We start from the raw sequence: 17,809 nt of genomic DNA on the forward strand, positions 1-17,809 counted from the left end.
CCCGCACACGCGATCCGCATGATGCGCAGCACGTGCCGGAAGATGGACGGGGCCACCCGCATCCGGTACAGGTCGCTGCCCACCAGTGAGTCGAAGATGATGAGCGCCGAGCTGCGGTGCTCGACCTCCTCGACGAAATGCCAGATGAACAGCGACGCCACCCGATCGTCGCCGGGCCGGAACAGCGCGGCCTCGTTGTCGAGCATGAGCTTGAACACCGAGGTGAAGGTGGCCTCGAGGTCGGCGGTGTAGGCGAGCCGGTACTTGAGCGGGGTCTCGGCGGTGAGCTTGTCGAATTCGGCGACCACCTCGTCGAGGGTCTCCTGCAGGCCCGGGTAGGCGCGGATGAGGCCGCGCACGTGCTGGCGGTGGGCGGTCGAATGCTGCCCTTCCTGCCGCATGAACGCGTCGGCCTCCTCGGCCACCTCCGGATCGGTGAATTGCGGCTTGGCCTGGGTGATCATCTGCACGATCATCTTCTCGAAGCCGATGGCCAGGAACGACACGGCGTTGGCCATGCTCGAGAAGGCCGGGTTCTCGGGATTCCACAGGAACGGCACATCGTGTTGTTCGAACGCGAAAGTCAGCTTCCGCACAATCAATTCGGTCATATCGGGCGATACCTCGTCTTCCGGCTCCGATGCCGCTGTGAACATACAAACATACACAGGCACGTTCAAGTGTATGATTTTAAGATCCTGCTCAGCGGCCTGCCGTTCCGTTCGACACGCGGGTGCGTGTTACGGTCGGGCGTGGCACGAAGGCGCGGGTGGGGCGGCAGTCCGCCGGAGGACGATGCGGAGGCAACCCGTCGAATCGTCTCCGCCGCAGTCGAATTGATCGGGCGCACCGGCGCGGAGATCAGCATCGCCGATGTCGCGGAGTCACTCGGCGTCATCCGGCAGACCGTGTACCGCTACTTCCCCAGCGCCGACGCGCTCATGAGGGCCTCGGCCATCGCCTCGGTGGACGGGTTCCTCGATCGGCTGGCCGCGCAGGTGCGCGGGCGCACCGAACCGGTCGACGCCATGACCGAGGGCATCGTCTACACCCTCGCCGAGGTGCGCCGCACCCCGCATCTGGGCATTCTGCTGACGGCCACCTACACCAATGCCGACCCGTCCGGGATCACCTCCGAGCAGGCGCAGGACTTCGGCATCACCATGATCAAGCGCTTCGACGTGGACTGGCGCGAGTACGGCTACGACGACGAATCCCTGCGCGAGCTGGTCGAATTCCTGCTGCGGACGATGCAGTCGTTCTTCATCTCGCCGGGCAATCCGCCGCGCTCCGACGACGAGCTGCGGCGGTATCTGCGGCGCTGGATGGGATCGGCCATCCTCGCCCAGGCGAATGCCGTGACGGGGACCTCCACATCCGGGGCATGAAGGTGTAGTCGCGTTTCACTAGGCTGACCAGTCGTGTCCGATTCATCCCCGACGACTGTTTCGCGGTTCGGTGCAACATTTTTCGTGCTCGTCCTCAGCGCTACCGCGGCCCTGACCCTGCTGTTCACCACCGTCGACCCCTGGCTGGAGAAGGCCGGAATCCTGGCGGGCGGGCTGGACGTGCACATCTACCGCGAGGGCGCGTGGCGGCTGCTGCACGGGCACTCCCTCTACGCGGAGGAGACCGTCGGCGGGCTGCTCTACACCTACACGCCGTTCTCGGCGATGGTCTTCATGCCCGGCCTGGCGGTGCCCGCCGCCTGGATCACCGATGCCTTCCTGCTGGTGAATGTCGGTGTGCTGTATGCCTGCGTGCTGCTGTGCTGGCGCATGCTCGGCTACCGGATCACGCCGCGGATCGCGAGTATCGCTGCGCTGCTGGCCATTACCTGCCTGTTCCTGGAGCCGGTGCGCACCACGCTGTTCTACGGGCAGATCAATCTGGTGCTGATGCTGTTGGTGCTCTGGGACTTCTCGCGCGCCGACGACTCCCGGGCGCGCGGCGTCGGAGTCGGGCTGGCGGCCGGGGTGAAGCTGGTGCCCGCGTTCTTCATCGTGCAGTTCCTGGCGTTGCGGCAGTGGCGGGCCGCCGCCACCGCGACCGCCGCGCTGGCGGCCACGGTCGCACTCGCCTGGATCGTCTCGCCCGGTGACTCCCGGCAGTACTGGTTGTCGACCTTCTTCCACTCCGACCGCATCGCACCCGACACCGAACCGGCCAATCAGTCGATTCGCGGCGTGCTCGCGCATCTGAGCGGGGGCTCGTCTCCGGTCTGGTGGTGGCTGCTGCTCGCGGGCATGGCCGCGGGCGCGGGGCTCGCGATCAGCGTCGCGCTGTACCGGCGTGCCGAACGGTTGCTGTCGGTGACGCTGGCCGGGATGACGGCGTGTGCGGTGTCACCGTTCTCGTGGGGTCATCACTGGGTGTGGTTCGTGCCACTGCTCGTTCATCTGGTGCATCGCGCGCAGACCCGGCCGGGCTGGTGGGTGGCCGCGGCGGGATTGTTCGTGGCGACCGGGGCGTGGACGTATCAGTGGACGCCGCAGTTCGCGTCGGTCGGCGTCTTCGTGCTGCCCAAGCCGTGGCACTCCGAACCGGTGCTGGAGAACGCCTACATCCTGGTGTTCGCCGCCACCCTGGTCTACGGTCTGTGGACGATCTGGACGGCGGACCGACTGCGGGATCACGCCACCCCGAGTAATAGGATGCTGGACCGTAGCTGTACGTGATTGTTCGAGGGTTGGTGAGATGCGCGTGTCTTCGGACGAGCTGAAACTCCCCCTACCCTCACTCGCGGATTATGTGCAGTTCCATCGCAAGCGGCTCGGCCTCACCCGGGAAGCGCTGGGGCAGCGCGCGTTTCTCTCGGCTCGGACCATTCAGAAGCTCGAGCGCGGTGAGCAGTACGGGTTGAGCGGGCCGACGCAGGAAGCGCTCGGGCGTGCGCTCGGGCTCACGACCGCGGCCGAATTCCGGCACCTCGATGATCTGACCCGCGTTCATCTGCCGAGGCCGCCGATGCCGGAGGTGGTGCGAACCGAGGTGACCGCGGCCGAGCGGGCCATGCTCGACGACCTGATGCCGAGCCCGGCCGCCTATTGCAATTGGCGCTGGGACGTCATCGCCGCGAACGACGCCTACGAACAGCTTTTTCCCGGTCGGGTCGCGGCGGGCAACGTGATGTTCTGGCTCTTCGGGCCGATCGGCCGGCGGGTAATGGCGACCTGGCGCGACGAGATCCCGAACGATGTCGCGAGGATGCGTGGCATCTGCGCGCACCTCGGTAATCCGCCTGCCGCCTCACAGGTGCTGAGCGTCCTCCAGGACGATCCCGATTTCGTGCGTCTGTGGCTCACCCGCAGCGTCGCTTTCGATCGCGGTGTCGAGGAGCCGCAGCATGTGCACACCGCGGCGGGTCCGGTCAGCGTCACCATGCAGTTGCAGTCCTTCCCGCCCGGACGTGACCACCTGCATCTGTGCATCGGTGTGGTGCGCCCGTACTCGGGTCCGTCGGCGGGAACAGACCCTATTTAGGGTCACTGTCTCAGCTTGTCCGCGGCAAACCCGTCGGCTTTACTCATGAGCGGCCGGTGCGTGGCACGGGACAGCCCGCTTCGGCCAGCGGATGTGTAGGTATTCCTTCGTAATTCGGCGCACCCCGGGCCCCACAAGGGCCCTCTTCGGCGTGTGTTTCGCGTGGGCCGCACAACTCGGTCCGGCGATGCCGTGGAGGGGACAGCATCGCCGGGACATCCGTCCAGTCTTCGGCAACGAATAGAGGATCAACACGGTTGTCGGCTCAGCGAAGCGAACCGACTAGTGGGTCACCAATATTCATTGTCACGAAGGAGGAAGACGCATGATCCCGCATTTCATCGGTCACCTCATTTGCGCCGTGAACGACCTGCTCGCGAGGCTGCTGGTCCCGTAGCAGCCGGACCCCGGAGCGGTGCCGCCGCTCCGGGGCTCAGATCGATACCTTCGCTATCGAGTGCTACCGTCCCCCTGAAAAAGGAGGGCAAATGGCACTGAAAGATGTTGTGGCACAGGTGGTGGGCACGCTCAACGCCGGTATCGTCGCGCTGACCGAAGCTCCGGTGATCGGCAAGCTCATGGGTCGCGGATTCGTCGTCATCACCTATACCGGGCGGCGCTCGGGCAAGACCTTCAGCACCCCCGTCAACTACGTGCGCCGCGGCGACGAGATCGTGATCGGTGTCGCCATGCCGGACAAGAAGAGCTGGTGGCGCAACTTCCAGGGCGAAGGCGCACCGATTTCCCTGCGCCTCAACGGCGTCGACCGCACCGGACGCGCGGTGACGCACCGCGACGGGTCCACCGTCACGGTGCGGGTCAAGCTGGACGCCGCCTAGACACCTTTCGGCCCGCCCATCGGAGGCGACGGCCGGGGCCTCCGGGTGGTTTGCCGCTCCGAGGCCCGCTCCCGAAATGACAGCACTCCAGAGCCCGCGCCGAGCCCGGCCGGGCCGTCGTGTTGTATGGGATGGTGAGCGCCGAGACCGATTCGCTGGGAGAAAGCCCGCCGCCGATCGCGCGTCGCCGGAACCTCGTGCTCCGGCTCGCCCCGGGCGGGTGGCGCTGGGATGCCGGGCTGCGTACCGCCCTGGCCTTCGCCATTCCCGCTGGTTTGCTGGTCGCGTGCGGTCGATCGAGCTGGGCGCTGTTCGCGTGTTTCGGGGCCTTCGCGGTCATGTACGGCGAGGGTCGCGCGTATCGCGTTCGATGGCAGGTGATCTCGATCGCCGGGGTTGCCCTGCTGGCCTGCGTGGCGCTGGGGATCGCGGCGGGCGCGGGCCTGCGCGATTTCGCCCCGGCCTGGCTGATCGAGGTCGTGCTGTTGCCGCTCATCGCGATGATCGGGGCGTATGTCATCGACGCGGCGCGGTTGGGGCCGCCGGGGATGATGTTCTTTCTCGTGGCCTGTTCCGGTGCGCTGGCGGCCTCCCGCGCCGGGATCCCGGCCGACGGCATCCTGATCGCGACGGCGCTGGGTGTCGCGGGTTCGCTCGCGGTGTCGATGGCGGGGTGGCTGATCGCCCCGGACCGGCCCACCCGTCTGGCCGTGACCCAGGCCGTGCGTGGCGTGGACGACTATGCGGCGGCGCGCGAGCAGGGCATAGCGACCGCGCCGCAACGGCATCGGGCGGCGGAGGCACTCTGGAACGGGTGGGCGACGGTGTACGACGCCGGGCTCTCCGATCGCGCCGAGACCACGCCGCTGGTGTCGGAACTGCTCGCCGCGCACCGACGCCTCGCCGAGGCGGCCCCGAGCTCGGATGCCGATCCGCAGGGAATTCCCTTGGCGCGGCCCACCATCCGGTATCGGCTGCGGCGCTCGCTGACCCTGGACTCGCATGCGACGGCGACCGCGCTGCGGGTCGCCGTCGCGGGGGTGTTGGCGGGAGTCATTGCCGGAGCGACCGGTTCCCAGCACCCGCACTGGGCGATCCTGACCGCGCTGATCATCCTGCAGGCCGGGCCCGATCGCGTGCACGGCGGCGTGCGGGCCTTGCAGCGGCTGCTGGGCACCGCGCTCGGTCTCGGGATGTTCGCGGCCGTGATCCAGTTGCAGCCCAAGGGGTTCGCGCTGGTCGCCGTGCTCGCGGTGCTGCAATTCGGGGTGGAGTTGTTCATCACCCGCAACTACGCGCTGGCGGCGATCTTCTTCACCCCGGTCGCCCTGATCGCCGGTGGGGCCGGGCTGGGCGGGCAGGCGATCGGCGCGGTCATGCGGGATCGGCTGGCGGAGACCGCGATCGGGGTCGTGGTGGCCCTGCTCACCCTGCGCTACGTCCTGCCGCACGCGCATCGGCGCACGCTGGCCTGGACGGACCGACGGGTGCGCGGCGGCGCGCTGGAACTGCTGGAATGCCTGCGCGCCCAGCCGATCAACGCCACACCCGCCATGGTGCTGCGCCGAGACCTGCAATTCGATCTGATCGGCGCGATGCGGAGCGGACTCGACTCCGCCCACAACGATCCCGGCTGGGCCGGGCCGGTCTGGCCCGCGCACATGGATCTGCTGCACTCGGGCTACGACCTGCTCGCGCACTGCCGCACGGTGCCACCGGGCGCGCGGCTGCCCGGGATCGAGCGGTGGGAACGCACCTTCGCCTGACCTCCGAGGTGACGCCCCCGACCTCTAGGGTGACGGCATGGACATCTGCGTGTTTCTCTCGGCCGCCGACCTCGACGAGCGCTACACCGGTCCCGCACGGGAATTCGCGGAACTGATCGGCAAGGGCGGGCACACGCTGGTGTGGGGCGGCTCCGACGTCGGCCTGATGAAGGTCGTCGCCGACGGCGTCCAGGACAGCGGCGGCCGGCTGGTCGGCGTCTCGGTGGAATTCCTGCGCGCCAAAGCCCGCGTCGATGCCGACGAGATGATCATCACCCCCGACCTGGCCGCCCGGAAGGCGACCCTGCTCGCCCGCGCCGACGCCGTCGTCATCATGGTCGGCGGCACCGGCACCCTCGACGAGGCCACCGAGATCCTGGAGATGAAAAAGCACGGCCTGCACCGCAAACCGGTGGTCCTGCTCAACACCGCCGGGTTCTACGACGGCCTGCTCACCCAGTTCGAGCGCATGGAGGCCGAGGGCTTCCTCCCCCTCCCACTCGCCGACCTGGTCCACTTCGCCGACTCCCCGGCAGCCGTCCTGGCCTACCTCGAAGCCGCGGTTCACCCCGCCTGATTCACATTGCCGCGCGGCGGGTGGCGTGCCAGCCTGGAGGGCAGCGGGATTGCCCGCCGGGGCGCGCCGCCAGTGCGTCCGGCGGGTGCGCGAGGAGGCAGTCGTGAGAGAGCGGGCAGGGGTCGAGGAGCGGTCGGCTCTACTGGTCACCGTGGATTTCGCCGATCCGGAACATCGGAGCCTGGGCGTGACCTGGCTGGAAGAGGCTGCGGCGCATCGGATATTCGAGTCGGCACGCCTCTTTCTGGTGGCGCTGGACACGCCGTCGCGCCGTAGCTATCTGGGCTTGGTCGACTGGCGGGATCGCACCACCATCGAACTGCCCGAGGCGGTGGCCGCCGGTTGCTATGCCGTCGATGTCGACGCCTACGGCAGTGCCAGCTGGGGCGACGGCCGCCTCGACGCCCGTGGGCGCAGTGCGGCTTTCACCGTCGGACCCGTCGGCGATCAGCGCGGCGGGGCCGGGAGTTGATGGGGCGCGACGAGATCGACCGGGCCGAGCAGGTCTGCTACCCGTGAGATCTGCCCGGCGTACCAGGGGATCAGCCGGGGGTCCTGGATCTTTCCCGAAAACGTCGTGTACGTGAGCAATTCATTGCCGACGAGACTCCACTGCGGCACGGCGCCGGTGAGGTGCGCGGCGATCAGCGCCGGGCTCACCATGGCCTTGGCGTGGGCCGGGTCGGTCGCGTCGATCCGGAAGCGGGAGTCGAAGGCGGCATTGCCGGTGGCGGTCGGCTTGTCGCCGAACAAGGCGCGGCCGAGGTGGGAGATCACGCCCCGATACCGCACGGCCAGCGGCGGATGCGGCCGATCCAGCAGGGCCACCGCCACGATGTAGAAATGCGTCTTGGTATACCTGTATTCCCCGCTGTGCCTGGTCGTTTGGTACGAGTACTCCGATACGGTCACCCAGCGTCCGCCCACCCGCCCGGTGACCGTCACCCCGATCCCGCGTCGGTTGCGTCCCGGCACCCGCCCCGTCCAGGCCGCGGTCGCGCGTTCCTGAAAGCTCCACCCGTACGTCGCCGCCCAATCCCGAATCCGCGCTTTGCGTTCCCGCTCGGCGCGGATCGTCAGGGGAATCGCCACCACCGTCACCACGATCATGACCGCGAAGAACGCCCCGAAGATCACCGCCACCGTCGTCATGCATGCCCCCTTCACCGATGCTCGACGCCAGCTTTCGCGAGCAACCTTCCGGTTTGCTTAACGGAAGTTTGTGAGTCGGGTGTAACCCGCGTGCTTAGCTGTAGAAAGGGGCGATGGAACCTCCCCACTGACTCGAAAGTGGCTCTCTTCCATGAAGGTTCACCACCTGAATTGCGGCACCCTGCGGATTCCCTTCGCGCCGCTGGTCTGTCATGTGCTGCTCGTCGAGACCGGGAACGGGCTGGTACTCGTCGACACCGGTTTCGGCTTGCAGGACATCGCCGATCCCGCCGGGCGGGTCGGTCCGCAGCGCACGTTCAATCGGCCCGCGCTCGATCCCGCTGAGACCGCGGTGCATCAGATCCGGGCGCTCGGGCTGGATCCCCGCGATGTGCGCCACGTGATCGTCACCCACATGGACTCCGATCATCTGGGCGGTCTGGCCGATTTCCCCGACGCCACACTGCATCTCACCGCCGACGAGGCGCAGGGTGCGATCCACGCGCCGACCCGGCGGGAGCGTTCGCGGTTCCGTCCGGTGCAGTGGGCGCACGATCCCAAGATCGTCGAGCACCGGCCGGAGGGGGAGCGCTGGCGCGGCTTCGTCGCCCAGGAGCTCACCGATATCAGTCCCGGCATCGTCCTGGTTCCGACGCCCGGTCACACCCGCGGCCACACCGCGGTCGCCGTCGACGCCGGGCATCGCTGGGTGCTGCACTGCGGTGACGCGTTCCTGCATGCGGGCCGGGTCGACGGCACGTCGCCGGTGCCGATGATGCACACGCTGATGGAGAACGTGCTCGCTCACGACCGGGCTCAGGTGCGCGACAACCATGCCCGGCTGGCGCATCTCTACCAGTCGAGCGGGCCGGATCTGCTGGTCGTGTGCGCGCACGATCCGGGAATGTTCGAGCACGCGGTGGCTACCGCGCAGTAGCCCTTCCCTCGAATTTCAACATATTGTTGAATGTGGGGCATGACCGTCTCGATCCGCATCACCTGGCCCGCCAACCAGCTCACCGCCACCCTCGCCGACACCCCCACCACCAAGGCGCTGCTCGCCGCCCTGCCGATCACCTCCACGGCGAGCACCTGGGGCGAGGAGGTCTACTTCGAGACCGGCGTGAGCGTGCCGCGCGAATCGGACGCCCGTCAGGTGGTGGATCCGGGCACGGTCGCCTTCTGGACCGACGGCGATTCGCTGGCCCTGCCCTACGGCCCCACCCCGATCTCGCACGCCGACGAATGCCGACTGGCCAGCCCCTGCAATATCCTCGGCAGCTTCGACGGCGACCCGCGTCTGCTGGCCACCGTCCGTCCCGGCGACCCCATTCGCGTCGAACTCGCCTGACCTGCTCCGCCGTTAGCTGTCTGGGCCGCAATCCCATTCGATGAGACCCGTCGATCCGTAGCCGTTATGCTGCACGACGGACCGCCGCGCCGGGAACAGGGGAGCGGGGGAGGATCGAGGGGAAGCGGCCGCTGCGGCCGCACAACGGAAGGTAAAACAGGATATGCGGGGAGGATGGGTCAAGCGGGGCCTGGTGGGCGCCGCGGTGGCCGCAATGCTGCCGTTCGGGGTGGTAGCCGGTCCGGCTGCGGCGGACACGAATCCGAACGCTTTCGATTTCTACGTCGATTCCAGCATGGGTTCGGTGAAGACACGCATCGTGCGGGCCGCGGACGGCAATACCGATCGGGTGGTGTATCTGCTCGATGGTGAACGCGCGCAGAACGATTACAACGGCTGGGAGATTCACACCAGCATTCCGGCCGCGCTGGCCAAGTTCAATATCAATGTGGTGATGCCGGTCGGCGGCGAGTCCAGTTTCTACCAGGACTGGGACGCGCCGAGCAGCTTCGGCGGCAGCAATCCGGACGCCTCGTTGTTCCCGAGCCGGGATTCCGGTTCGGCGATCGCGGGCTGGGACGAGACCTCAGGGAAGTCCTACACCTACCAGTGGGAGACCTTCCTGACCCAGAACCTGCGCAACGCGCTGCGGGATCGCCTGGGCTTCAGTGACTCTCGCAACGGGATCTTCGGGCTCTCCAGCGGCGGCAGCGCGGCGCTGCTGTTCGCGGCCTACCATCCCGAGCAGTTCAACTACGCCGGTTCGCTCTCGGGCTACCTCTACATGTCCGCGCCCGGCATGCGCGACGCGCTGCGCCTGGCCCTACTGGCCGCCGGTGGCTACAACATCGATTCGATGGCGGCCGCGGGCAGCGCCAAGTGGAATCGCATGGACCCCTACGGTTTCACCGACAAGCTGATCGCCAACAACACCCGCCTCTACATCTCCGCGGGCAGCGCGGTCCCCGCCCAGCAGGACCTGTCCTCGTCGGACGCGGTCATCCAGGGCATGCCCCTGGAAGGAATCGCCCTGGCCAACACCAAGGCGTTCCAGTCGAAGCTGCAGAACACCGGCTACGACAACGTCACCTACGACTTCCCGAGCCTCGGCGTCCACAACTGGGGCAACTGGGAACAGGTGGCCAACCGCATGCTCCCCGACATCGCCCAGCACATCGGCAAACCCCCGCCCCCGGGTGCGCAGCCCGCCCCGCCCGCAGACGGTCCCGACGGCGCCCAGCCCCCGGGCGGCGGGCCCGGACCGCAGAACTGACGATCTCCACCACGAAAATCCGCCGCTGCCCGGCTTTCCGGGCAGCGGCGGATTTCTTTCGGCGGGTGCTTTCCGACGGCGGTTACGGATGATCGCGCACGAGACGCGTTCCGGCGATGCCGAGCACCACCACGCCGATCAGCACGACGACCGCTGCCGCCCCGGTCGAATGGCCGGTCCAGTGCCAGACCGGGCGAATCACGGCCAATGCCACGCAGCAGCCGCCGCCGAACACCAGCACCGGGGAGCGGTCGGTGACATACAGGCCGAAACTGGCCACGGCCACGAGCAGTGCCAGTAGGGCGGCCCACAACCAGCTGGGATCCGCGTATTCCGCACCGATGAGCCCGACCGCTATGCCGCACGCGTACCCGGCCCAACCGGGGACCGCCAGGCCGATCCGGCTGAGCCCCAACCAGATTCCGCCCATCAGCAGGACGGCGATTCCCACCACGAGGCTCGAAGCGTGCGCCCAGGCTCCGAGCATCCCGCCCACCGCCCACGTGCCGAAGCCGACGACGGCCACCAATCCGACCAATGAGGGCAGCGCCCGATATCCGGCCACGGCCACCACCGTCGCGACGAGAACTGCCCATAGCCAATTCTCGTCGTCGGTATCGGCCACCGCGGCCACGACGAATCCCGTGGTGGACAGCGTCGCGAGGGCGAACAGGGCCGCCGCCAGCCGCGTTCGCGTGGTCCGCACCGGCATGCGCTGTGCGAAAAGCTGTTTCGGCCCGGCCAGTACCACGCCGCCGATCGCCAGTGAAGCGGTGACGAAGGCCAGCACCAGCATCTGCCCGAGTCGATCCAGCCTGTCCCATGTCGAACCCAGTAGCAGCCCAACGCCCGCCAGCAGCAGCCCCGCCCCCGCGTACGCCGCGATCTCCGCGACGAGCCGTCCCGCGGACGGACGTGCCCGCTCTCGTGCCAGTGCCGCCGCCACCGCATCCCGCTGCGGAGCGGACAGCACACCTTCCTCGACCAGCCGCCCGAGAGCGGCCCCCACCGTCTGATCATCAGTCATGCCTAGATATCTGCGGCGGGGCCGTTCGCGTATCCGAGGCGGTCGACTGCAACAAAACCTTGAACTATCAGGCCGTGTCCCGGCGGCGGGCCAGGGTCGCGATGAGGGCGAGCATGGGGATGGTGGCGGCGAGGGTGACCCAGCCGGTGCCGAGGTGCAGGCCGTCGCTGCGGTCGGAGGCGAGCCAATCGGTGATCGACGCGCCCAGCGGGCGGGTGACCACATAGGCGGCCCAGAAGGCGATCACCGGGTTGAGGCCCGCGTAGCGCCACGACAGGGCGGGGACGGCGATCGCCACCGCGAACAGGACGGTGGAGAGCAGATAGCCCAGATGCAGTGCGGCGGCGGTGAAGTCGCCGAGCACGGTGCCCAGTGCGAAGGTGACCACGACGGTGGTCCAGTAGAAGCCCTCGCGGCGGCGGGTGTTGATGGTGTGCACGTCCAGGGTGCCCTCGGTGCGGTACCAGAGGGCGAGAACTCCGGCGAGCAGCGCCGCGAACACCAGACTCGACACGGCGAGGGGGATGCCGATCACGAAATCGACGATGTCGGCGACCATGGTGCCGAAGATCGCGACCATGACCACCGCGGTCCAATAGGTCCAGACCTGGTATCGGGGACTGCGGAATTGGACCACCAGGGCGACGACGAAAGCAGTCAGTGCGCCGCCGACCGCGAGCGCCGGGTTCAGGTGTTTGACGAGAAAGTCGGAGAACGTCTCGCCCATGCCGGTGGAGAGCACCTTGATCACCCAGAACAGGGCCGTGATCTGGGGAACCTTGGCGGGCAGGGAGCGCAGCGACGAGTTGGTGAGTGCCGTAGGGTTTGTCACGCGACCACAGTGCACGTCGAGCGCTGAGAAAGCGCTGTGAGAGAACCGGTACCGGCTCACCGAATCCGAAGGAGGCCCTCGGCGTGCGATCGCGGGCGCTGTCGTACGGGGTGGTCATCGCCGTCACGGTGCTGATCGGCGGTGCGGGCTGCGGATCCCGGGATGACACGGTACCGGGTGGGGTGAGCGGGATGACGGCCGCGCCGCTGGGATGGAATTCCTGGAACTCCGGAATCGCGTTGACGGAGAACAATATTCATGAGGTCGTGGATGCGATGGTCAGTTCCGGCATGCGGGACGCGGGCTATCGGTACGTCGACCTCGACGCCGGATGGGCCGCGTCGCAACGGGACGGCGACGGGAAACTGCGGGCGGATCCGGTGCGGTTCCCGCACGGGATGGCAGCCCTCGCCGAGTACGTGCATCAGCGAGGAATGCTGCTCGGGCTGTATTCGAGTCCCTACAACCAGACTTGCGGGCAGTCGCCGGGCACCGCGTCCGGCGGGCACGAGACCGAGGACGCGCAGACCTTCGCGGCATGGGGCGTCGACCTGCTGAAATACGATTGGTGTCGCAGCGACGCCGATCTGGGCGAGCAGGTGCGGATGTTCACCGCCATGCGGGACGCGTTGCGGCACACCGGGCGTCGGATCGTGTACAGCATCAATCCGAACAGTTCCGCGAATCCGGGCGCGGGAGCGGGCTACGACTGGTCCACGGTGGCCGATATGAGCCGCACCTCCGGAGATCTGATTCCGTTGTGGCACAACGATCTGCTCGACCATCAGGGCGAGACGTCCAATGCCGCGGTGTTTCTCGGAGTCACCGATCAGCTGGCGGCGGCCGAGCCGCTGTCCGGGCGGGTCCGGCCCGGATATTGGAACGACCCCGACATGCTGGTCGTGGGCGTGCAATTGACCGATTTCATCGGCACGCACCTGGCGGGCTTCCCGGTCGAGGTGCTGACCGGCACCCTCACCACCCGGCAGGTCATCCAGCTGGAATCCGCGATGGAGATCTCGCCTGCCGTGATCGCGCAATTGCGTGATCCAGGCCGTAATCTCACCCTCGACGAGCAGCGCGCACACTTCTCCCTGTGGGCCATGCTCGCCGCGCCGCTGCTGGCCGGAAACGATGTGCGCGCCATGAGCGAGGACACCCGCGCGATCCTGACGAACACCGATGTGGTTGCGGTGGACCAGGATCCGGCCGTCGCGCAGGCTACCCGACTCCCGGCCGACCCTCGCATCCTCCGCAAACCACTCGCCGACGGTTCGGTGGCGATCGCCATGTTCAACCTCGGCGACACCCCCGCGACCGTCGAAACCGATGCCGTCGCAGCGGGATTGCGGCAGACGTCCTGCTATACGGTCCGCGACCTGTGGGCCCACACCACCACGACGACCACGGGCAGCGTGACGGGCGCCGACCTTCCCGCCCACGGTGTGGCGATGATGAAGGTGACGCCCGTCTGCTGAATCGCTAGCCGGTGTAGCCGGTCAGCTTGTAGACCGTGGTGTTGCCGACCTGCTGGGGCTTGAAGGTCGCGGTCACCCAGTTGGTGATGTCGGAGTGCTGGTTGCGGCCGAAGCCACCCTGGCCACCCGGACCGCCCTGAGCGCCTTGGTCGCCTTGACCACCCGGAGCACCTTGCCGGTTCGGCTGATCAGCGGGGTTCTGGCCACCGCGCCCGTTGCTCTGCACGATGTAGTAGCCGATCTTGCCCGCCTTCACGTCGGCCTGGAACTCGGCCAGCGTAGGCGTGGGATCGCTCCCGGAGAAGCCGCCGATCGCCATCACCGCCTTGTCGGTCTGCAACTCCAGCCCCGCCGCGGCGGACGAGCCGTTGACCGCCGCCGCCCAGGTCGCGTCGGACCCGCGCAGCAGCGCGGCCAGCTGCGGATTCGGCTGGGACTCACCGAAACCGCCGCCGCCACCCCGTCGGTCGGAGGCCGCGGGGCCGACGGTCGGCCCGCCACCGCTGTGCGGCGTGGCGATGGTGGCGAGGGAGTAGGCGGCCGTGCCGCCGAGGCTCGCGATCAGCCCGAGCGCCAGCGCCACGGTGGCGATCCGGTGATGGGATCGGTGCTGCGGCAACAGGATCAGCGCGCACGCCACCACGGTCACCGCCAGGATCGCCCACCGCAATTCGGGGAACCAGCCGCTGTTGCGGTGCAGCAGTACGAAACTCCACACCCCGGTGACCGCCACCAATCCGGCCAGTCCGCCGCGGCCGAGCAGACTGTCGCGCCTGGTCCACATCTCGTGGATCCCGAGCGCGAACATCCCCGCCACGGCCGGTGCGATCGACAGGCAGTAGTACGGATGCACCGTGCCGCTCATCCAGCTGAGCACCGCGCCGTCGATGATCATCCACAGTCCGAACAGAATCGCGCCCGCCCGCACCAGATCGGTGCGCGGAGCCCGGCCCCGCGAGACCAGCACCAGCACCAGGGCCAGCAGCGCGGCCGGCAGCAGCCAGGCGATCTCGAAGCCGAATTCGCCGGTGAACAGTCGCTCCACGCCGCGCACCTGGCCGCCGCCGAAGCCGCCGAAGCCGCCGCGTCCGCCGGGACCGTTCTGCGCGGCCGCGTCGGCGGCGCCCGTTGGGACAGGGGTCGGGGTGGGCACCGCGCTCGGGTCCGGGGGCGTGCCGCCGCCACGATGGTTGCGGCCGAGCACCCGGGCGAAGCCGTTGTAGCCCAGCACCAGATTCATGAAGTTGTTGTCGGTCGACCCGGCCAGATACGGGTGGCTCGAGGCCGGCCACAGCAGCGTGACCAGCACGTACCATCCGCTGGACGCCAGCAGCGCGACGAGCGCGCCGACCAGTTGCAGCAGCCGGGCGCGGATCGGATTGGGTGCGGCGACGAGGTAGACCACGCCGAGCGCGGGCAGCACCATCAGACCCTCGAGCATCTTGGCCAGGAACGCGAACCCCAGCGCCACCCCGGCCAGCAGAATCCACTTGGTCGAGGCCCGCTCGAGAGCTCGGACGGTGGCGTAGGCGCCGGCCGTCATGAGCAGCACCATGACCGCGTCCGGATTGTTGAACCGGAACATCAACGCCGCCACCGGCGTCACGGCCAGCGCCGCACCGGCGAGCAGCCCGGCGTAGTGGCTGCCGGTCAGCCGCCGTACCGCACCGTAGAGCAGCCCGACCGCGGCCACCGCCATCAGCGCCTGCGGGACGAGCATGCTCGCGCTCGAGAAGCCGAAGATCTGCCCGGACAGCCCCATCACCCACTGCGACACCGGCGGCTTGTCGACCGTGATGAAGTTCGCGGGATCCAGCGACCCGAACAGCAGGGCCTCCCAGTTCTTCGACCCGGCCCAGGCGGCCCCGGCGTAGAACTGATTGCCCATGCCATTGATGGTGATGTTCCACAGGTACATCACCGCCGTGCCGACTAGGAGCGCGGCCAGACCGGCCCGTTCGACGGTCTTGCCGTCGAAACGCCCGGTCGTCTGTGTGGCCGCGGGAGGCGGCGGAACCACTGGCGGGTTGTCCTGGACTGATGCGGTCACGCTGACCATTCAGCGCCCCGGAGTCCAGACAATCCTGTGAGCCCGCCGGGAGATTCCTGAGCCTCGCCGCCTCCCCAGGTCAGCGTGGGGTCAGCAGGTGAGCGCGGGTGTCAACGGGTCTGGGTGGGGTCGGCGGCGGCCATGATCGGGACGTCGTTCACCCAGCCCCAGCGGTCCTCGACCCGGACGTCGACGGTGGCGGCGGGCGCGTCGACGTACGGGGTGAGGCGTTGCAGTTCACCCCAGTCACGGGTCCAGTCGTGGTCGAGATAGGCGGGGACGGTCTGGGACTTCAGCAGCAGCGTGCTCCAGCCGACCGGGCCGCCGCCCGCATCGCCCTCCCAGCTCTCGGAGACCTGCGAGTTGAGCTTGTCGGGCAGGATGCGCCAGACCGGGAGCTGAGCCACACCGTCGCGGTGATCGAGGGGGTGCTGGCAGGGGAAGGCCAGGCCGACATGGAAGTCCGTCAGCACCGGATCGTCGTGGCCGACCTTCGCGTCGAGGGTGACCAGGTGCGGCAGGCGGGGCGGGGTGAGGGCCAGCCACTGCTTGCCGGTGGGGTCGTCGGTCTTCGCGACGAGGCGAACAGCGTTGGTGCCGGACGGAATTCGATCCAGGGCGATCGGCAGGTTGCGCCAGCCGGGTGCGCCGCCGACACTCGGCGGGGCCAGGTCGCCGAGGGCCTGCACGGTGCCGTCGTCGGCGCGGTGCGCGAATTCCACGCGCAGTTTCGCGCCGTCGATCGCGTGGCCCTGATCCTCGCCCGCGATGCGCCCGGCGACGGTCAGGATCAGCACGTGAAAACTGGAATCCTGCTGTGCTGCAGCCAGATCCATGCGATACCACTGGGTGGTCAGATGCGCGGGCTGCGGCTGCCCGGTGGCGTAACTGCCCAGGATCGGAGTGCGCTTGGGGTCCAGGCCGTACGGCAGCGCGATGGTGCTGCCGTTGATCCCGGCCTCGGCCTTGGGTTTGTCGGCGGGACCGCCGCCGGGCGGGGGTGTCGACGGCTTCGGGCCGCCCCCGCTGCCCCCGGGACCTTCGGGCGCGAGGTCGCCGACGCCGTTGGCGGTGAAGCCGCTGTTGTCGGCGGCCAGACCGTCGGCGGCGGTGCCGGTGTAAGGCGACAAGAGAGAGTCCTCGGGCTTGTCCTCCACCAGCACGTCATCGGCGAGTGCGCACGGATGCCCTTGCAAGGCACGCAGATTCGACAGCGCGACCGAGTAGGCCGGGTACTGCGACCAGGCGGCCGAGGCCATGGTGCCGACTTCGAACAGCACCAGCACCGCCGCGGCCACCGTCAGCGGACGAATGGCGATCCGGTCGAAAGGCGTAGTGGTGGAGCGCTTCTCCCGATAGGGCTCACGATAGTACTGCCACGCCGTGACGAGCAGGCACAGCACGCCCAGCCCGAAGATCAGCGACGCGATGCTGGTCCCGCCGATCAGCGGCGCGCGATCGGGCCAGCGCACCCCGTAGCCGGACACATACCACCAGCCGTTGGAGCCGGTGAAGCAGAACGCCACCAGCAGCAGCACCGCCGCCGCGAACAGCGAGCGCAGATACCGCACCCGAATACCGTTGCCGCCCACCGCGACCGCGGTCACCGCCGCCAGCGCGGCGGCCAGGCCCGCGTAGACGCCGAAGTGGTGGGTCCACTTGGTCGGGGTGAAGGCCATCAGCAGCAGCGACATGACCGCGATCCCGAGCACCCGGGCCACCGGGCCACGCGCGGTATCCGGAATCCGGCCGCCCTTGCGCAACACCACCGCGAAACATACGGCCAGGCACAGCAGCATGGCGAGCACGCCGAAGCGGCGCGAGAGCGAACCGTCCGGGGTCAGCGACAGCAGCGAGATCCACCGGGTGGGCTCGTCCGGCCAGGAGAGGTTGGGGCCGACCAGTTTTCGCACCCGAGTGGCTTCGAGCACCGAGGCGAAGGTCTGATCCGCAAACACGACGGTCAGCACCAGGGTGCCCG

17 protein-coding genes are annotated in these 17,809 nt (G+C 68.4%); 11 read left to right on the forward strand and 6 right to left on the reverse strand.

Going from position 1 to position 17,809, the window contains the following annotated elements:
* Positions 1 to 611, reverse strand: a 611-nt coding sequence (locus tag ACWELQ_RS13185) for a metal-dependent hydrolase (RefSeq protein WP_452397266.1), incomplete at its 3' end; no start/stop codon positions are given.
* Between the two features lie 141 nt (positions 612 to 752).
* Between ACWELQ_RS13185 and ACWELQ_RS13190 the strand changes: the two genes are divergently transcribed.
* The 7 genes from ACWELQ_RS13190 (at position 753) to ACWELQ_RS13220 (ending at position 7,137) form a co-directional block, all read left to right on the forward strand.
* On the forward strand, positions 753 to 1,388 hold the full coding sequence (locus ACWELQ_RS13190; protein WP_452397267.1) for a TetR/AcrR family transcriptional regulator: 636 nt from the start codon (positions 753 to 755) through the stop codon (positions 1,386 to 1,388).
* Positions 1,389 to 1,472: 84 nt separating this feature from the next.
* Positions 1,473 to 2,678, forward strand: coding sequence for a glycosyltransferase 87 family protein (locus ACWELQ_RS13195; RefSeq protein WP_452397268.1), 1,206 nt, complete (start codon positions 1,473 to 1,475; stop codon positions 2,676 to 2,678).
* 19 nt (positions 2,679 to 2,697) lie between these two features.
* Entirely contained in the window at positions 2,698 to 3,483 is a 786-nt protein-coding gene (locus tag ACWELQ_RS13200; protein ID WP_452397269.1) for an MmyB family transcriptional regulator, read from the forward strand.
* A gap of 488 nt (positions 3,484 to 3,971) precedes the next feature.
* Positions 3,972 to 4,322 carry a nitroreductase/quinone reductase family protein gene (locus tag ACWELQ_RS13205; RefSeq protein WP_452397270.1) on the forward strand — a complete coding sequence of 117 codons (351 nt, stop codon included), beginning with the start codon at positions 3,972 to 3,974 and terminating at the stop codon, positions 4,320 to 4,322.
* 134 nt (positions 4,323 to 4,456) lie between these two features.
* Positions 4,457 to 6,088, forward strand: a complete 1,632-nt coding sequence (locus ACWELQ_RS13210; RefSeq protein WP_452397271.1) for an FUSC family protein — start codon at positions 4,457 to 4,459, stop codon at positions 6,086 to 6,088.
* 37 nt (positions 6,089 to 6,125) lie between these two features.
* A complete protein-coding gene (locus ACWELQ_RS13215; RefSeq protein ID WP_452397272.1) occupies positions 6,126 to 6,665 on the forward strand; it encodes an LOG family protein in 540 nt (179 codons plus the stop codon).
* A gap of 103 nt (positions 6,666 to 6,768) precedes the next feature.
* Positions 6,769 to 7,137, forward strand: a complete 369-nt coding sequence (locus tag ACWELQ_RS13220; RefSeq protein ID WP_452397273.1) for a hypothetical protein — start codon at positions 6,769 to 6,771, stop codon at positions 7,135 to 7,137.
* Here ACWELQ_RS13220 and ACWELQ_RS13225 read toward each other — a convergent pair.
* Positions 7,113 to 7,817 carry a hypothetical protein gene (locus ACWELQ_RS13225; RefSeq protein ID WP_452397274.1) on the reverse strand — a complete coding sequence of 235 codons (705 nt, stop codon included), beginning with the start codon at positions 7,815 to 7,817 and terminating at the stop codon, positions 7,113 to 7,115. The two genes, ACWELQ_RS13220 and ACWELQ_RS13225, sit on opposite strands and share 25 nt — an antisense overlap.
* 151 nt (positions 7,818 to 7,968) lie before the next feature.
* Here ACWELQ_RS13225 and ACWELQ_RS13230 point away from each other — a divergent pair, with 151 nt between their 5' ends.
* The 3 genes from ACWELQ_RS13230 to ACWELQ_RS13240 all read left to right on the forward strand — a co-directional run bounded on the left by ACWELQ_RS13230 (position 7,969) and on the right by ACWELQ_RS13240 (position 10,441).
* Positions 7,969 to 8,754: an MBL fold metallo-hydrolase gene (locus tag ACWELQ_RS13230; RefSeq protein ID WP_452397275.1), complete on the forward strand. Its 786-nt coding sequence runs from the start codon at positions 7,969 to 7,971 to the stop codon at positions 8,752 to 8,754.
* A 39-nt stretch (positions 8,755 to 8,793) separates the two neighbouring features.
* The gene (locus ACWELQ_RS13235) at positions 8,794 to 9,168 is read left to right on the forward strand and encodes a cyclophilin-like fold protein (RefSeq protein ID WP_452397276.1); all 375 of its coding nucleotides are present in this window, start codon (positions 8,794 to 8,796) and stop codon (positions 9,166 to 9,168) included.
* A gap of 163 nt (positions 9,169 to 9,331) precedes the next feature.
* Positions 9,332 to 10,441, forward strand: coding sequence for an alpha/beta hydrolase (locus ACWELQ_RS13240; RefSeq protein WP_452397277.1), 1,110 nt, complete (start codon positions 9,332 to 9,334; stop codon positions 10,439 to 10,441).
* 82 nt (positions 10,442 to 10,523) lie between these two features.
* Here the strand turns inward: ACWELQ_RS13240 and ACWELQ_RS13245 are convergent, their stop codons facing one another.
* Both ACWELQ_RS13245 and ACWELQ_RS13250 read right to left on the reverse strand, forming a co-directional pair.
* Complete coding sequence (locus ACWELQ_RS13245; protein ID WP_452397278.1) at positions 10,524 to 11,468, reverse strand: DUF2157 domain-containing protein; 945 nt, start codon at positions 11,466 to 11,468, stop codon at positions 10,524 to 10,526.
* A gap of 67 nt (positions 11,469 to 11,535) precedes the next feature.
* Positions 11,536 to 12,300, reverse strand: a complete 765-nt coding sequence (locus ACWELQ_RS13250) for a COG4705 family protein (RefSeq protein WP_452397279.1) — start codon at positions 12,298 to 12,300, stop codon at positions 11,536 to 11,538.
* 83 nt (positions 12,301 to 12,383) lie between these two features.
* On the opposite strand from ACWELQ_RS13250, the gene ACWELQ_RS13255 reads away from it, so the two are divergent.
* Positions 12,384 to 13,778, forward strand: a complete 1,395-nt coding sequence (locus ACWELQ_RS13255; RefSeq protein ID WP_452397280.1) for a glycoside hydrolase family 27 protein — start codon at positions 12,384 to 12,386, stop codon at positions 13,776 to 13,778.
* Between the two features lie 4 nt (positions 13,779 to 13,782).
* On the opposite strand, the gene ACWELQ_RS13260 is transcribed toward ACWELQ_RS13255, so the two are convergent.
* Both ACWELQ_RS13260 and ACWELQ_RS13265 read right to left on the reverse strand, forming a co-directional pair.
* The gene (locus ACWELQ_RS13260) at positions 13,783 to 15,837 is read right to left on the reverse strand and encodes an ArnT family glycosyltransferase (RefSeq protein WP_452397281.1); all 2,055 of its coding nucleotides are present in this window, start codon (positions 15,835 to 15,837) and stop codon (positions 13,783 to 13,785) included.
* Positions 15,838 to 15,938: 101 nt separating this feature from the next.
* Positions 15,939 to 17,809 (reverse strand): arabinosyltransferase C-terminal domain-containing protein (locus ACWELQ_RS13265; protein WP_452397282.1); only part of this gene is annotated, 1,871 nt, incomplete at its 5' end.

Source organism: Nocardia sp. NPDC004722, assembly GCF_053601505.1.

Coding starts and splice junctions, on each gene's coding strand:
- ACWELQ_RS13230 (WP_452397275.1), top strand. CDS start 7,969: ATGAAGGTTCACCACCTGAATTGCGGCACCCTGCGGATTCCCTTCGCG.
- ACWELQ_RS13200 (WP_452397269.1), top strand. CDS start 2,698: ATGCGCGTGTCTTCGGACGAGCTGAAACTCCCCCTACCCTCACTCGCG.
- ACWELQ_RS13205 (WP_452397270.1), top strand. CDS start 3,972: ATGGCACTGAAAGATGTTGTGGCACAGGTGGTGGGCACGCTCAACGCC.
- ACWELQ_RS13235 (WP_452397276.1), top strand. CDS start 8,794: ATGACCGTCTCGATCCGCATCACCTGGCCCGCCAACCAGCTCACCGCC.
- ACWELQ_RS13225 (WP_452397274.1), bottom strand. CDS start 7,817: ATGACGACGGTGGCGGTGATCTTCGGGGCGTTCTTCGCGGTCATGATC.
- ACWELQ_RS13260 (WP_452397281.1), bottom strand. CDS start 15,837: ATGGTCAGCGTGACCGCATCAGTCCAGGACAACCCGCCAGTGGTTCCG.
- ACWELQ_RS13240 (WP_452397277.1), top strand. CDS start 9,332: ATGCGGGGAGGATGGGTCAAGCGGGGCCTGGTGGGCGCCGCGGTGGCC.
- ACWELQ_RS13245 (WP_452397278.1), bottom strand. CDS start 11,468: ATGACTGATGATCAGACGGTGGGGGCCGCTCTCGGGCGGCTGGTCGAG.
- ACWELQ_RS13215 (WP_452397272.1), top strand. CDS start 6,126: ATGGACATCTGCGTGTTTCTCTCGGCCGCCGACCTCGACGAGCGCTAC.